At 43.8% G+C, this 14,701-nt stretch carries 14 protein-coding genes; all 14 read right to left on the bottom strand.

Annotated features, from left to right (window positions below; genetic code table 11):
- Nucleotides 1-154: 154 nt before the first annotated feature.
- Nucleotides 155-412, bottom strand: a complete 258-nt coding sequence (locus DQM55_RS01570) for a hypothetical protein (protein ID WP_002893837.1) — start codon at nt 410-412, stop codon at nt 155-157.
- A gap of 203 nt (nt 413-615) precedes the next feature.
- Complete coding sequence (locus DQM55_RS11875; protein ID WP_331813026.1) at nt 616-948, bottom strand: CAAX protease; 333 nt, start codon at nt 946-948, stop codon at nt 616-618.
- 69 nt (nt 949-1,017) lie between these two features.
- Nucleotides 1,018-1,494: a CAAX amino terminal protease gene (locus DQM55_RS11715; RefSeq protein ID WP_172454699.1), complete on the bottom strand. Its 477-nt coding sequence runs from the start codon at nt 1,492-1,494 to the stop codon at nt 1,018-1,020.
- A gap of 227 nt (nt 1,495-1,721) precedes the next feature.
- Complete coding sequence (locus DQM55_RS01560; RefSeq protein ID WP_111675262.1) at nt 1,722-3,860, bottom strand: ATP-dependent Clp protease ATP-binding subunit; 2,139 nt, start codon at nt 3,858-3,860, stop codon at nt 1,722-1,724.
- Nucleotides 3,861-4,338: 478 nt separating this feature from the next.
- A complete protein-coding gene (locus DQM55_RS01555; protein WP_111675261.1) occupies nt 4,339-5,490 on the bottom strand; it encodes an iron-containing alcohol dehydrogenase in 1,152 nt (383 codons plus the stop codon).
- A gap of 186 nt (nt 5,491-5,676) precedes the next feature.
- The gene (locus DQM55_RS01550) at nt 5,677-6,105 is read right to left on the bottom strand and encodes an RbsD/FucU family protein (protein WP_111675260.1); all 429 of its coding nucleotides are present in this window, start codon (nt 6,103-6,105) and stop codon (nt 5,677-5,679) included.
- A complete protein-coding gene (locus DQM55_RS01545) occupies nt 6,106-7,590 on the bottom strand; it encodes a rhamnulokinase (protein WP_111675259.1) in 1,485 nt (494 codons plus the stop codon).
- Nucleotides 7,591-7,632: 42 nt separating this feature from the next.
- Nucleotides 7,633-8,715 carry an ABC transporter substrate-binding protein gene (locus DQM55_RS01540; RefSeq protein ID WP_111675258.1) on the bottom strand — a complete coding sequence of 361 codons (1,083 nt, stop codon included), beginning with the start codon at nt 8,713-8,715 and terminating at the stop codon, nt 7,633-7,635.
- A gap of 56 nt (nt 8,716-8,771) precedes the next feature.
- Nucleotides 8,772-9,731: an ABC transporter permease gene (locus DQM55_RS01535; protein ID WP_231909443.1), complete on the bottom strand. Its 960-nt coding sequence runs from the start codon at nt 9,729-9,731 to the stop codon at nt 8,772-8,774.
- A gap of 48 nt (nt 9,732-9,779) precedes the next feature.
- Nucleotides 9,780-11,276 carry a sugar ABC transporter ATP-binding protein gene (locus DQM55_RS01530; RefSeq protein ID WP_002927994.1) on the bottom strand — a complete coding sequence of 499 codons (1,497 nt, stop codon included), beginning with the start codon at nt 11,274-11,276 and terminating at the stop codon, nt 9,780-9,782.
- Between the two features lies 1 nt (nt 11,277).
- Nucleotides 11,278-11,640 carry a PTS lactose/cellobiose transporter subunit IIA gene (locus DQM55_RS01525; RefSeq protein ID WP_111675256.1) on the bottom strand — a complete coding sequence of 121 codons (363 nt, stop codon included), beginning with the start codon at nt 11,638-11,640 and terminating at the stop codon, nt 11,278-11,280.
- A 4-nt stretch (nt 11,641-11,644) separates the two neighbouring features.
- On the bottom strand, nt 11,645-11,941 hold the full coding sequence (locus DQM55_RS01520; RefSeq protein WP_002916544.1) for a PTS sugar transporter subunit IIB: 297 nt from the start codon (nt 11,939-11,941) through the stop codon (nt 11,645-11,647).
- A gap of 65 nt (nt 11,942-12,006) precedes the next feature.
- Nucleotides 12,007-13,773, bottom strand: coding sequence for an L-fucose isomerase (locus tag DQM55_RS01515; RefSeq protein ID WP_111675255.1), 1,767 nt, complete (start codon nt 13,771-13,773; stop codon nt 12,007-12,009).
- Nucleotides 13,774-13,794: 21 nt separating this feature from the next.
- Nucleotides 13,795-14,541, bottom strand: coding sequence for a class II aldolase/adducin family protein (locus tag DQM55_RS01510; RefSeq protein ID WP_002927999.1), 747 nt, complete (start codon nt 14,539-14,541; stop codon nt 13,795-13,797).
- Nucleotides 14,542-14,701 lie beyond the last annotated feature (160 nt).

Genomic DNA, 14,701 nt, shown 5'->3' with positions numbered 1-14,701 from the left:
AGTTTTAGCGGAACCTAGACTTCGCTTGCGCTCAGTCTGCATCAATGCCTCTAAATTCGACTGCGCCCACGGCTTGTCTCATTAAGAGGCATAGAAAAACCCAGCTATCCAAATGGTTAGCTGGGTTAGTGTTGAGCTACATCATAGTTTTAGACTATCCTGCGGCCTTTTGATGAATAGTGATGCCATATTTTTCATGGTTTTCTTCATACCAATTAATTAAGGCCATCGCAGTTTGATAAGTAATGTTCTTAATTTTGCTGGTCCCTTTAGTTAAGGTCAGGATACTCATCTTGCTGATGTTTGCATCCGTCGCAATTCGATAACTAGTTAAGGTTCCATTAACTAACAACTGAACAACAGCCTCGACTTTCCTATAGTCAGGCATAGTTGTAATATCCAACTTTTTCATAATTAAATCCTCTCCTAAAATTTAATTTACTAATCCATTATACACTTTTTTCTGACATTTACATATATAAAAACTTGAAAATGTACAAAAAAATTAGAACATAACTCGTTGAAATGTCAACTTTTTTCATTTTTACAGACTTTTGATAGCTTTACCTCTATTAAATAAAAAAAGAATCAACATTATCGTCTTTTGTTACTCTGTTAGCTCGACTTTCCATACTCCTGTTTTTTTCTCCATTTCCGTATAGCTAGGCCGACGAGTAGATAAAGAGTAGTTGGAATCATCCCCACTGAAAGCGAGAAGAGGAAAGCCTGATTTTTTTCTACCGAGACAAATCCTAGTAACAGTAAAGGATTTATAACCGCATCCTCTATAGTGTGCATAATTACTAGCGGCCATACTGACTTAGTAATTCTAAAAATCTCTGTATACATAACTGTCCAGCATGCAACAGTTATCATTCCGATAAGGAAGAATGTAAGTCTTCTAACCGGCAAGGTATTTTGAATTTCTCTCTCAGACAGAAACTTCATAATGTAAGGCAGATGCCAAATCCACCAGATAAAGCCAACAAGTAGATATAGTTTTAAATCGGATAATTTTTATTTGATTAATTGATTAGTAAGATTTGCCCTCCAAACAGATTCTTCAAAAATATTTTTTATGAATTGAGTTCCGACCTGTGTTAGCAAGATTCCAAGATAGGACGTGAACTCAACCTTCACATCTGTCACTCTGATGCCTTGTGTCATCAGTCCCAAGAATATCACTATTATCGTAACAAGAGGGTAGACTAAAAAACTAATCAGATATAATTTTTTGTTATTCTTAAAATTAATGGAAAAACCTGCCTCTTTCCAGCCGTCTCCGCCAAAGCTTCGAAGAAAGATGGTACAGATTAACGGAGTTACCAGCCAAATCAGCATCCCTAAAGAGCCGCTTCCTATCTCTGTTCCGATATTTTCGTAATGAGCTTGGCCAGTTACTTTATCAACAACATAACCAATCCTGCCACATAGGCTGCTGAGAATGGCGAAGATAATGACATTGCGTTTAAGTGTAGTTATGGACTGTTTCATAGCAGTCTGCTTTCGTCAAAAATTATTCATCTCTCTTATTTGAGAGAAGCTAGGTTGATTCGAGTCATCTACTGCTTCGGCAATATCAAGGAGAATTTAGTTGAGATTTTGGAATAAACGCTAATTTATTTCCAGAAAGGAGAGTTATTTGAAATTCATACTCAGCAAAAAAGACCTGCCTTCATCTAAGAAGGAGGTCTTTGAAAAGTTAGTTGACTTAGTAAGCTTTATTCTGCTTGCTTGTCTTCTTCAGATGCAGCAGCACCCTTTTCCCGAATAACTAAGACACCATCTTCTAAAGCGGCTGTCAAGTGCTTAGCATCTAGATTATCCAAGTGGAAGTCAGTCACCTTGTCACGAATTTGCTGCTCAATGACACGGCGGAGTGGACGAACACCCATGACTTGGTCATAACCAGCGTCGCGTAGGAATTCCTTAGCTGCATCAGATACAGCCAAATCAATTTCTTTCTTGCTCAAGGTTTGATTTACTTCAATCAGCATGAGATTCACAATCTCCATCAGGTCTTCTTTCTTGAGATGAGAGAACTCAATAACCGCATTGAAACGATTGAGGAATTCTGGACGGAAATAAGCTTTGAGTCGATCCATCAGATCAGGCTTTTCAGCATCCTCTTCCAAGCCTGCTTCGTAGCCAAAGCCAGCATTGGAAGTCGCAATGATAACCGTATTCTTGAAGTTGACTGTATTCCCTTGACCATCTGTCAAACGACCGTCATCCAGGACTTGAAGGAGAAGGGTAATCACTTGTGGATCCGCCTTTTCAATCTCATCCAAGAGAATGATAGAGTAAGGATTGCGGCGCACACGCTCGGTCAAGGTGTTGTTGTTGTCATCATAGCCGACATAGCCTGCAGTCGTACCAATCAGCTTGGAAACAGCAGTCCGGTCAGAGTATTCTGACATATCCAGACGGATGATGGCTTCCTTGGTACCGAACATATCCAAAGCTAGTTGCTTAGCCAGCTCAGTCTTGCCGACACCTGTCGGACCAACGAAGAGGAAGCTGCCAATCGGACGGTTGCCTTCATCAAAGCCTGCACGGTTACGGCGGATAGCCCTAGCCACAGCTTCTACAGCCTTGTCTTGACCAATCACCTTGGCTTTGAGACGGTCATTCATGCCCTTGAGGCGCTCAATGTCGCTGGCACCCATCTGAGATACTGGCACACCCGTCATCCGTTCAACAGACTCTGCTACGTCATTGACTGTAGCTGTCACCTTCATATCCTCAGTGTGATTTTGGATCTTCTTTTCTAGCTCTTCAATGCGAGTCTTAGCATTCAGAGCTGCTTCATAATCTTCTTTCTCAACAGCCGCTTCCTGTTTGTCTTTCTGTTCAGCAATCTCATTTTCAACCGCATGAACATCAGTCACTGGATGCTGGGCTGCCAAGTGGGCAGCAGTCACGTCGACCAGGTCAATCGCCTTGTCTGGCAGGCTTCGTTGTGGAATATACTGAACAGAGTAATCCACAGCCGCTTTCAGCACTTCATCCGGCAGGATGACATTGTGGTGCTTTTCATACAGGTCTCGAATGCCTCGAAGGATCTGATAGGTATCTTCGGCAGACGGTGCATTGACCTTGACTTCATTGAAACGGCGAGCCAGAGCTGCATTTTTGAGAATGGTGTTACGATACTCATCCTGAGTGGTAGCCCCGATGACGGTCAACTCCCCACGAGAAAGTGCTGGTTTGAGAATATCCGCCATGCCCTTAGAGCCACTATCTCCACCGATAGATCCTGCTCCTAGGATTTGATGGATTTCATCAAAGAAGAGGATAATGTTGCCGGCTTCCTTGACTTCATTGACCAAGTTTTGGATGTTTTCTTCAAAGCTACCACGATACTGGGTACCAGCTTCCAGACCAGAAATATCAACAGAAATGATTTCCTTATTCTTGATAGCCGCTGGCACATCACCATTGACGATAGCCTGAGCCAATCCTTCTACGACAGCTGTCTTACCAACTCCGGCATCTCCGACCAATACAGGATTATTCTTGGTCCGACGAGAAAGGATTTCAGCAGTTTCTTGGATTTCCTTATTGCGTCCAATGACTGGATCTAACTTACCATCACGCGCTTCTTGGGTCAGATTACGACCCAGCTTAGCCAGGATACCATCCTGCTTAGGTCCATGAGCAGCAGCTTGTCCAGTCTGCTCACCTGTTCCTTGACCAGGGAGCTTGCCAGTAGCACGGTACTGAGCAAACTCTTCCGGTGTGACCTCTCTACCATTAATCAAGTAGCGCCGATGTTCGCTGTTGTAGCCACCCATGCGCCCCATGAGTTGGTTGAAAAGGTCGTCCATATTGTTAAAATTGTTGTAGTTGTTGTTCATAGCATTACCTCGCTTTTTTCATATTTTGCTTTACATAATTTTTGATTGTACCAAAGTTTCAGATAAGAAATCTCTTCCTTATCCACTATAAATTTTGACTTGGGAGATCTTCTCCAATCTATTATTTTACATAACTTATTCTCTTTTCAAAAATCAAGACTGAGTCAGTCTCTACTTTTATAAGTGAATCAAATCTCTTTCATACGAAGATAATTTTACATAACTTTTAATCCTCCCAAAAATAATTGCCTTCCGGCTGTATTCATATCTTCTGATTAAATTTACGTAAACTTTTTTGTTTACAGTTGTAATTTTATCATGACAGAATTTATTTGTCAATAGATTTTACATAATTTTTTAAAATAAATTTACAAATGTAATCAAAATTTTGGTTTAGGCTCTTTTCATTCCTATAAAACAAGCCCTGCAAGCTAGAGTCATGCAGAGCTTTGTTTGTTTCAACAGAATTTTTTCGTTCTTAGAAGAGTTCTTTATATAAAGCAATCGTTTCTTCTAGAGTTGGCATGAATGGATTGCCTGGCGCACAAGCATCAATCAAAGCGTTTTTAGATAGGTATTCAAAGTCAAAGTCTTTTTCTTCGATACCAAGTTCAGTAAGTTTCTTCGGAATACCAACCGTTTCAGACAGTTTTTCGATTTCAGAAATAGCATAAGCTGCACATTCTTCGTCTGTCTTGCCTTCGATTTGCAGACCAAGAGCTTTGGCTACATTGCGGAAAGCTTCTGGTACCCGTTTAGCATTTTCACGCTCTACAATTGGCAGGAGCATGGCACAGCAGACACCGTGCGGAAGTTTGTAAACTGCCCCAAGCTGGTGAGCCATAGAGTGAACATAACCTAGACCGGCATTGTTAAAGGACATACCGCCAAGGAAGATGGCATTCACCATGCCTTCACGCGCTTCAATATCATGGCCATTTGCAACCGCACGAGGAAGGTATTCCTTGATAAGTTCAATAGCTCCGATAGATAATTTCTTGGTAACGCCGTAGGCTCCTGGTGTGACGAGAGCTTCGACCGCGTGAGTCAAAGCATCCATCCCTGTTGCTGCTGTGAGGGCAGCTGGTTTGGATACCATGAGTTCAGGGTCATTGACTGAGATCAGAGCCAAGCTATTCTTGTCCACCATAACCATCTTAACCTTGCGTTCTTCATCTGTGATGACATAGTTAATGGTAATTTCAGCTGAAGTTCCCGCTGTAGTATTGATAGCCACCACCGGCAGACCTTTCTTAGCAGACTTGTGCAAGCCTTCATAGTCTTGTGGTTTGCCACCATTTGTCGCAATAACTGAAATACAGCTAGCCGCATCTTGCGGTGAACCTCCGCCAACACTGATGATGAAGTCACAGTTGTGTTCCTTGAGAGCAGCTACACCATCCATGACGTTCTTACAAGTTGGATTTGGCTCAACATCGCTGAAGACCACATACTGGATGCCTTCCGCATCTAGTGGTGCTAGGATTTGGGGCAGGATATCACTGCCTTCGATAAACTTATCCGTCACCAGCAAGGCCTTGCTATACCCCAGCTCCTTAACATAAGGCCCAACTTCCTTGACAACACCCTTGCCAATAAGATTAACAGCGGGTACGTAAAATGTAGACATATATTTTCTCCTTTTGATTTATATTGTTAATATAATGATACTGCAAAAATCTGCTTTTTGCAAGATTTTTGTGATTTTTTTAACAAGTTATTTGATAAAAAAAGCAAAGAAAGCTCCAGATAAAGATGAGGAACAAGGACACTCCTTTTTAGAAGCAGCCTTGTCCACCTCTTACCTGTTTTTTCATTAGCTGGTAATGACACCTTTTTTCAAAATGATGTTGCCGTACAGAGCTCCTTCGCCCGTTTGGATGACCAAATAAGCTTTTTCCGCCTGCTCATAGAAAGCAAAGCGTTCAAATTCTTTGATGGCTGTACCATATTGATGCTTTTCTAATAAAGCCTTGTAGTCATCCCAGATGACTGGTACGGTCGGATCTCCCGGCACTACCTGCATAAGGCCTGCTTGGTAGTCGCTATAGGTATCCAAGGGCAGGACAGTCAAGATAGCATCCAGCAGCGCTGGAACTCCGTGGCCGTCACAGCGAACAACCCGCTGACCAATCCGATGGGCAGGGAAGTTTGCATCGGCAATGACTACTTCATCTCCGTGCCCCATCTCCATCAGATACTTGACCAATTCTGGACTTAAAATAGTTGGAATATGCTTTAACATCTAACTTCCTACTTTCATACTTGCTTGAAATTCTTGATAGGACTGAGCCAAATCTGAGCCTTCTTGAGCTTGGTATTGCTTGGTCTTTTCTGAATCCTTGACGAGCTTTTGGGCAGCCTGGCGATCTTGAATCTCACCCAAGGTCAAAAGCTGTGCCAAGATATTTCCCAAAGCGCTGGCTTCAATCGGTCCTGTTAGGACTGGCTTCTGGCTTACATCAGCTGTCAGCTGGCAGAGTAGTTCGTTTTGGATACCGCCGCCGACCATGTGAATCTGCTCGATTTTCTGACCGGTCAAGCTCTCAATTTGCTCCACGGTTTGACGGTAGGCAAAAGCGAGACTTTCCAAGACCACTCGGACAACCTCTCCTTTACTTTGCGGGACAGGCTGGTTGGTCATATGGCAACGCTCCTTGACCTTAGCCTCCATGTCTCCTGGAGCTGCAAAAATAGCATCATTGGGATTGATCCAGGAGCGATTATTCGTAACGTTTCTTGCCAGATTCACCATTTCAGCAAAGCTGATGTCCTCTCCTTGCAAGCGCCAGTCCCGCTGCAGTTCCTGGACAATCCAGAGCCCTGTCGTATTCTTCAAAATCCGATAGTGTCCGTCAAAGCAGCCTTCATTGGTCAGATTGGCCGCTAAAGCTGCCTGACTGGTCACAGGATTCTGAGATTCTAGGCCGACCAGAGACCAAGTGCCGCAAGAGATAAAGGCTGTTGGCTGCTCACTTGCATAAGGAATAGCCAGAACAGCTGCCGCTGTATCATGACCAGCCCCAGCAATGACATCAAAAGGCTCAATTTTCAGCTCTTGTGTAATCCGTGGCGACAGGCTTCTCAGGACTCTTCCTCCCTGTATCACCTCACCAAACCACTTTTTAGGAATCTCCAGCGTCTCAAAAACGCTGTCAGACCATGTCTGAGAATTGATATTGAGCAAACCGCTGCTGCTGGCAATAGTGTACTCGCTGGATAAAACACCTGACAAAAGATAGTTAATCAAATCCGGCATGAAGAGCACGCGCTCTGCAACTCTTGCCAAATGGGGCTTTTCCTGTAAATCAGCGAATATTTGCAGGACAGTGTTAATGCAGGCAGGTTGTACGCCTGTCTCCTCAAAAAGCGCCTCTTTGCTGATTTTCTTGTAAAAAGTTTCTTCGTATTGGCCCATACGATTGTCACGATAACAATGCGGCTGGTAGAGCAGATCTCCGTTTTGGTCTAGGTAGGCATAGTCCACTCCCCATGTATCAACGGATATGGATCGAATAGGAATCCCATCTGCTGAAGCTTTCTTAATCCCAATTTTGATTTCTCCAAACAGATGCAGGATATTCCAATAAAGACCGTCATTCACGTTCATCGGCTCGTTTTTGAACCGATGAACTTCTGATAGCTGGATACTATGGCCATTGTAAATTGCTTGCATGACACGACCTGAACTAGCACCTAGGTCAATGGCCAGTAATTTCATCAATGTCATTCTCATCTCCTCCAATACACCAATCTTTACAAACGATTTTGATTATTGGTAAAGCAATGGTTTGATTTCATCAGAGTCGATGTTCTTGGCATCATACCATTTTGATCCTGTGTCTACATCTTTAACTTCTTTTCCTTGAGCCGCTTCAATAGCTAATTTTACAGATTGATAGCCGATTTGAATCGGATCTTGCGTAACAGATCCTACAAAGAGACCGTTGCGAATTGCATCTTGCTGCAAGGCACCTGAGTCAAAACCGACAGCCAAAATCTTGTCTGCACCGAGCTTAGATTCCTTGAAACTGCCATTTGCGTTGATAATAGCTTTAGCTGCAAATTCATTTGAACCGTAAATAGCGACTGTATCTGATTTTTCAAGTACAGTGGAAGCTTCTGTCTTACCTGCTGCATCGTCTACTTGAGCTGGTACACGAACTTCAATGATAGCTTTGGCATCTGATTCAGAGACATTATTTTTGAATTTATCATGACCAACAACAGCCGTTTTGATGCCTTTCTTTTCTAGCAACTCAACCATCTTGTCAATGAAACCGGAAGTCCGTTGTGTGATAGAGAGTGAGTTTGCTTCTTGGGAAACTACCCCGATACGAACCGGTTTGTCACCCAATTTCTTTTCTAACAATGGGAACAAGTGTTCTGCTGCATTGGCACCGGCTGCATGGTTGTCTGTAGAGGCGGTTGCTTTGATTGCTCCGTCTGGTGCACCTGGAACCCCTGAGTCAAAACCAATCAGCGGAATATTCTTCGCTTGAGCTTGTTTAATAGCGTCTAGCTCTGATTCGGTGTCAAGCGCTGCTAGGGCAATCGCATCTGGATTTTTGTTAATGGCATTATTTAACTGTTCCAATTGTTCTGCGATAGCGGTTTCATTTTGAGGGCCGACAAAAGTAATCTTAGCGCCAAATTCATCTGCCGCTTGTTCAGCACCCTTATTAACGGCTTTCCAGAAGTCATGTTGGAAACCTTTGGCAATTACTTCTACCCGATAGTCTCCACCCTTGCTGTCTGTAGCTTTATTGTTGTCTTTCTTAGAAGAACAAGCAACTAGTCCAATCGCAGCAGCAGCAAGAAGTGCCGCAGTAGCAAATTTAAATGATTTTCTCATGATAAAAGCTCCTATTATGTTTTATACACTCATTTATATGATAGCGAGGGCTGTACTTATTTCTTCTTATTCTTGCGAATGAAAATATCAAAGTAAACAGCGATGATAACAACAAAACCAGTAATAAAGAGTTGATAGTGGGGCTGTAGGTCGATATAAGGCAAACCAATTTTCAGGACTGACATGATGAAGACCCCGATAATGGTACCAATAACAGATCCGACACCACCAGCTAGAGAAGTTCCCCCTACTACGACACCGGCAATTGCATCAAGCTCCATACCGTTACCAGTACCTGGCAGAATCGTAGAATAGGTGGCTGCATAAGCAACGGCAGCAAGCCCTGCTGACAGACCACCTATGACATAGGCCATGCCTTCCCATTTGACGACATTGACCCCAGACAGACGAGTGGCTTCTTTATTGGATCCAATCGCGAAGATATAGCGGCCAATTTTTGTCTTGTTCAATACTACTGCAGCAAGGACAGCCACAATCACCAGCACGATCAAGCCTGTCGGGAAATTATCCTGAGTTCGGAATAAATCTTTGTACCAACCTTCACCTGTTCCACGAAGAGGGAAGGTCACACTTTGCACATTTGAGACAATAGAGCTTAAACCGCGGGAAATCATCATCGTACCCAGTGTCGCGATAAAAGGCGGCAAACCGAATTTTGCGACCATGATTCCATTCAGCAGGCCGAATAATCCTCCAATGACTAGAATGGCCAGCAAAGACAGCCAGAGCGGCCAGCCCATCTTGGTATGAAGGACGCCCCCGATAATAGCCGAGCACATCATCACCGTACCAATAGAGAGATCAATACCACCTGTAATGATGACAAATGTGACCCCAATGGCAAGGAAACCAATGTAATATGACGCATCTAAGATACTGACTACCGTATCAAACGAACGAAATGATTCGCTGGAGATGGCAAAGAAGGCAAAGATTACCACCAAGGCAATCAAGGCAATCAGCTTTTGTAAACCAACTGTTTTTTCTAATTTCATCCATAAGGATTGTTTCTCTTCCATACGTAAACACCTCTGTTTTCACTTTTAACGGTCAGTCGCTAGCGCCAAGATTCTCTCTTGTGTTGCTTGGCTAATATCCAGCTCACCCGTTTTTCTACCTTCACACATGACTACGATTCGATCGCTCATCCGTAAGATTTCCGTCAGTTCTGACGAAATCATGATAATGGATTTGCCTTGCGCAACCAGATCATTCATCAGTGTGTATATTTCACTTTTGGCACCGACATCAATTCCTCGTGTCGGCTCATCAAAGATTAAAATATCACTATTTTGTTCCAGCCATTTGGCAATGACTACTTTCTGCTGGTTCCCTCCCGAAAGATTGCGGACCAGCTGTTTGGATGACGGTGTCTTGGTATGTAAAGATTGAACAAACTGATCACTTGCCTTGACAATAGCACCATCATCAATCAAGCCAGCCTTGATATACTTATCAAGATTGGTTATAACCGTATTGTTGGCAATGGTCATGTCCACGATACAGCCAAAGCGCTTGCGGTCTTCAGATAAGTAACCAATCCCTTCCCGAATGGCATCTTGGGGAGAATTGATGCTTACTTCTTTCCCATTTATAACAATGGAACCGCTTTCTTTTTTGTCTGCACCAAACAGCAAACGGGCAACTTCTGTCCGACCGGCTCCCATCAATCCTGAGAAACCTAGAATTTCGCCCTTATGGAGTTTGAAACTCACATCTTTAACGGCCGTTCCTGCACAGAGGTTTTTCACCTCTAGCACCACAGGAGCATCTTCTGCTACTGTTGACGCAGCCTTAGGATCTTCATAAATCGTCCGTCCAACCATCATCGAGATGATTTCATCTTTGGTGGTATCTTTGGTATTGACCGTGCCTACATACTCACCGTCCCGCATAACAGTCACGCGGTCTGTGATTCGGGCAATCTCATCCATCCGGTGAGAAATGTAGATAATACCGACACCTTTTGCACGCAGGTCGTCAATGATGACAAAGAGCTCATTGATTTCCGATTCAGTCAGAGCTGCAGTCGGTTCGTCAAAGACAATCACCTTGGCATCCATTGAGAGGGCCTTGGCAATTTCGACCATTTGTTGTTTCCCAACTGTCAGATTTCCTACTTTTTCAGTTGGGTTGATGTCTAGTTTTAAGAGACTAAAGAGTTCTTTTGCTTTCTTAATACTGGATGCATCGTTAATGAAGAAGCTGCCTTGAACTTCTTCCCGTCCAATAAAGATATTTTGAGCCACTGTTAGATGGTTCATCATATTCAATTCTTGATGAACGATAACAATCCCAGCATCCATTGCTTCCTTGGGCTTGGAATAGACCACCTCTTCTTGATTGTAATGAATGGTACCCTCATTTGCTCCATAGATACCAGTCAAGACCTTCATCAAAGTGGATTTACCAGCCCCATTTTCACCCATTAGAGCATGCACTTCACCAGCCCGCAAGTCAAAATTGACTCCTTTTAAGGCTCGGACTGGACCGAAACTTTTAACAATGCCCTTCATTTCTAATATGACAGGATGATCCATGCTACTCACCTACCTGTTCCAGTTTTGCAATTCTTGCTTTTAAATCTTCAATTTCTTCTATTTGATTGAGAAATACGGCAGCCAATTCGAGTAATAAATGGCTATTCATAAAATGGTCCTGAGCATGGACCGCCAGCAGACTTGGAGGATTGGCTTGACCACTCAGTTCAGACTGGATAAGGCTGGTCTGTAAGTTGTGAGCCTCCACGCTGAGTTTTCTCGCTTGTTCCAACTCAGCATTTGCTTCCTCCTTCTGACCTGACTGAGCCAACTCCAAACTCTGCATGACTTGCGCAGTCACTTTACTACTCTTGACAATCAGTCGCATCAGCTCTTGGCTTGAGCTTTTGTCTTGTCCTGCCATAGGCCTAGTCCATCAATACTTCAGCCTGACGAAGCACTTCTTCGCCTCTCATCAACTCGAAATCTTCATCACTAATGACTGCGACTGGCACCTGCAGGCTTGCTTTAGCCTTTTCTTCTAAATAGGCTAATTGCGGGCTGAGCAATAAGACATCAATATTCTTCAAGTTATTCATGCCGGTAATCCCAATGGAATAAAAGGAATAATCTAATTGGTCACGATGAATAACTTCATTGATTCTCTCTACCAACATGCTGGTTGTTAAGCCACCTACACAGGCTAGAATAATTGTCTTGGTCATCTAAGCTACTCTCTTTCTATTGGGTAGGCTGCGTGCCCAGAAAGAGGCACGCCCACCCAAAATCTTTATTTATGAATTGGCCCTAATAATTGGCAAGCACGGTAGTCGGCTGATTCCAAATCTTCTGTGCCAAACAGTGACCAGTTCTTGGGACGGAAGATGTCTTCCTCTGGCACATTGTGCATATTGACTGGGATACGCAGCATGGAAGCCAACGTAATCAAATCCGCTCCGATATGGCCATAGGTGATAGCACCGTGGTTTGCTCCCCAGTTGTTCATAACATCATAGACAGACTTGAAGGCGCCTTTTCCTGTCAAACGCGGTGCAAACCAAGTGGTTGGCCAGCCCGGATCTGTTCGATTATCCAAGGTATGATGCACTTCCTCTGGCAATTCCAAAGTATAACCTTCAGCGATTTGTAAGACCGGACCTACACCTTTAAGGATGTTCAAACGTACCATGGTCACAGGCATATCGCCCTTGGTCAAGAAGCGAGTAGAGAAACCGCCCCCACGGAAGTATTCGCGATTGGCTGGTGGGAAGTCTGTATTTTCAAGCATCGCATCTACTTCGCTTTGTTCCAATTCCCAGAATGGCTTGATGACTGGCTTGCCGTCTCGACTGGCTTGCCCCGTTCCATCCAGAGTACAAGAGCCAGAGTTAATCAAGTGCAGGAAGCCGTCAGCTGCCTGACCTTCTAACTGATGCCCTGTAACACGTTCTACCGCTTCTGGACTCCAATAAGTCCGGACATCTGCGAAGATTTGCGGTGTATTTGTCAAGAGATAGTTAAAGAGCATAGACACACCGTTGAGCGAGTCATTTTCTGTCGCAAAGACATATGGCTTACGAATGCCGTTCCAGTCAAACTGAGTATTGAGGAAGGTTTCCATGAAGTCCCCGTTCGGGAAGTGGTCGGTCCATTGACGCTGACCTTGGAAGCCAGCAACCAAGGCATGATGCCCAACAGCTTCTTCCTCAAAGCCAAGCTCAGCCAAGCGAGAATTGCCTTGCATAAGATCTCGGCCAATCATGAACATTTTGACTACAAATTCCCATTGTTTTGCTTTTTCTTCTGGAGAAAGAACCAAGTCTTCACGGTTGCGATCCACACCCTCTTTGATGTGCTCTTTGACCCAAACCATGGCCCGTTCAAATTCTTCGTGGTCATAAATGCCTCGGTCAATCCGACGAGTAAACTCCGTCATATCAACTGATTCATTGCGCATACCCAGGTATTCTTGGAAGAAGTCAGGATTGACAATGGAGCCACCGATTCCCATAGAGACGCTGCCCATGGACAAGTAAGCTGTGTCACGCATCAGTCCTGTTGCCAAAGCGGCCCGACTATAACGGAGAATTTTCTCTTTTACATCTTCTGGAATTTCAGTGTCGCTAGCTTCCTGGACATCTCTGCCATAAATACCAAAAGCTGGAATACCTTTTTGTGCATGTGAAGCCAGTACTGCAGCGAGATAAACCGCTCCTGGCCGTTCAGTGCCATTGAAGCCCCAGATCGCATGCGGAATATCTGGTGACATATCCATGGTTTCACTACCATAGCACCAGCATGGTGTCACTGTGATAGTCGCGCAGACATTTGATTTTTTGAATAATTCATGTGATGCGGCTGCCTCAGGGACACGACCGATGGTAGATGGCGAAATAACACATTCAACAGGCTGACCGTCGGGATATTTCAAAGTTGAGCTAATCAAGTCAGCCACACTTTTAGCCATATTCATGGTTTGTACTTCTAGTGATTCCCGAACACCTTGGCGACGTCCGTCAATGGTTGGACGAATTCCAATACGTGGATGTTGAGTCATAATCATTTCCTCCAATGTTTCTTATTCTTTGATGCTTCCGTCACCATTATATTTACGATAACCAGGGTGACGGCCTGTGACTTTATAATTGGCCCGCATTGCAAACAAGCGTTCCAAGGTTGGACGAGAAATCTCTTCCTCCTCAACTCCCTTAGTGGAAAGCAACATGCGTCCATGGAAGGTAGTCTTAGCAACCAGCTCCAAGGTTTCCATCCTATAGTAAGCTGTAATCACATCGCTTCCTACAGTCAAGGCACCATGATTTTCAAGTAACATGACATCATGTTCTGGTAAGTACGGGGTGATGGCATCTGGCACTTCCATGGTAGATGGCACGCCAAAGGGAGTGATAGGAATTGCCCCTACTACAATGGCACTCTCAATCAAGGAATAGGTATCAAGCGGAATATGAGCCAGTGCAAAGCCAGTCGCAATTGGCGGATGCGCGTGGACAACAGCATTCACATCCTCCCGTTCTTCATAGCAGCGAATGTGCATCTTGATTTCACTGGATGGACGATAGCCGTCCTGAGCCTCGATAATCTCCCCTTTTAGATTGAGCTTGACGAGTTTTTCAGGCGTGATAAAGCTCTTACTGATACCTGTTGGCGTTGCAATAATGGTATCTTGGTCTAGACGGACTGAGACATTGCCGTCATTAGCGGCTACCCAGCCTAGTTGCCACATCTTGTGGCATACATCACATATTTGTTCGCGGATTATTTCTTCTTGATGATCCATAATCTCACTCCTTTCTGGATTCATCATAGTATTTTTTATAAGCGCATTCAACACCTGTACCTTTAATTGATAAATAGCCAACTTTTATATAACAATATATCCAAAACTGTTCATAATCGTTCAATCTAATGGTTACTATATTGATTTTTTTTCGTTTATTGTGTTATAATGTGACCATAAATGTTCA

Origin of the sequence: Streptococcus sanguinis, from assembly GCF_900475275.1 — a bacterium.
Lineage (GTDB): Bacteria > Bacillota > Bacilli > Lactobacillales > Streptococcaceae > Streptococcus > Streptococcus sanguinis_N.
This window is presented reverse-complemented; position numbering and strand designations above follow the sequence as displayed.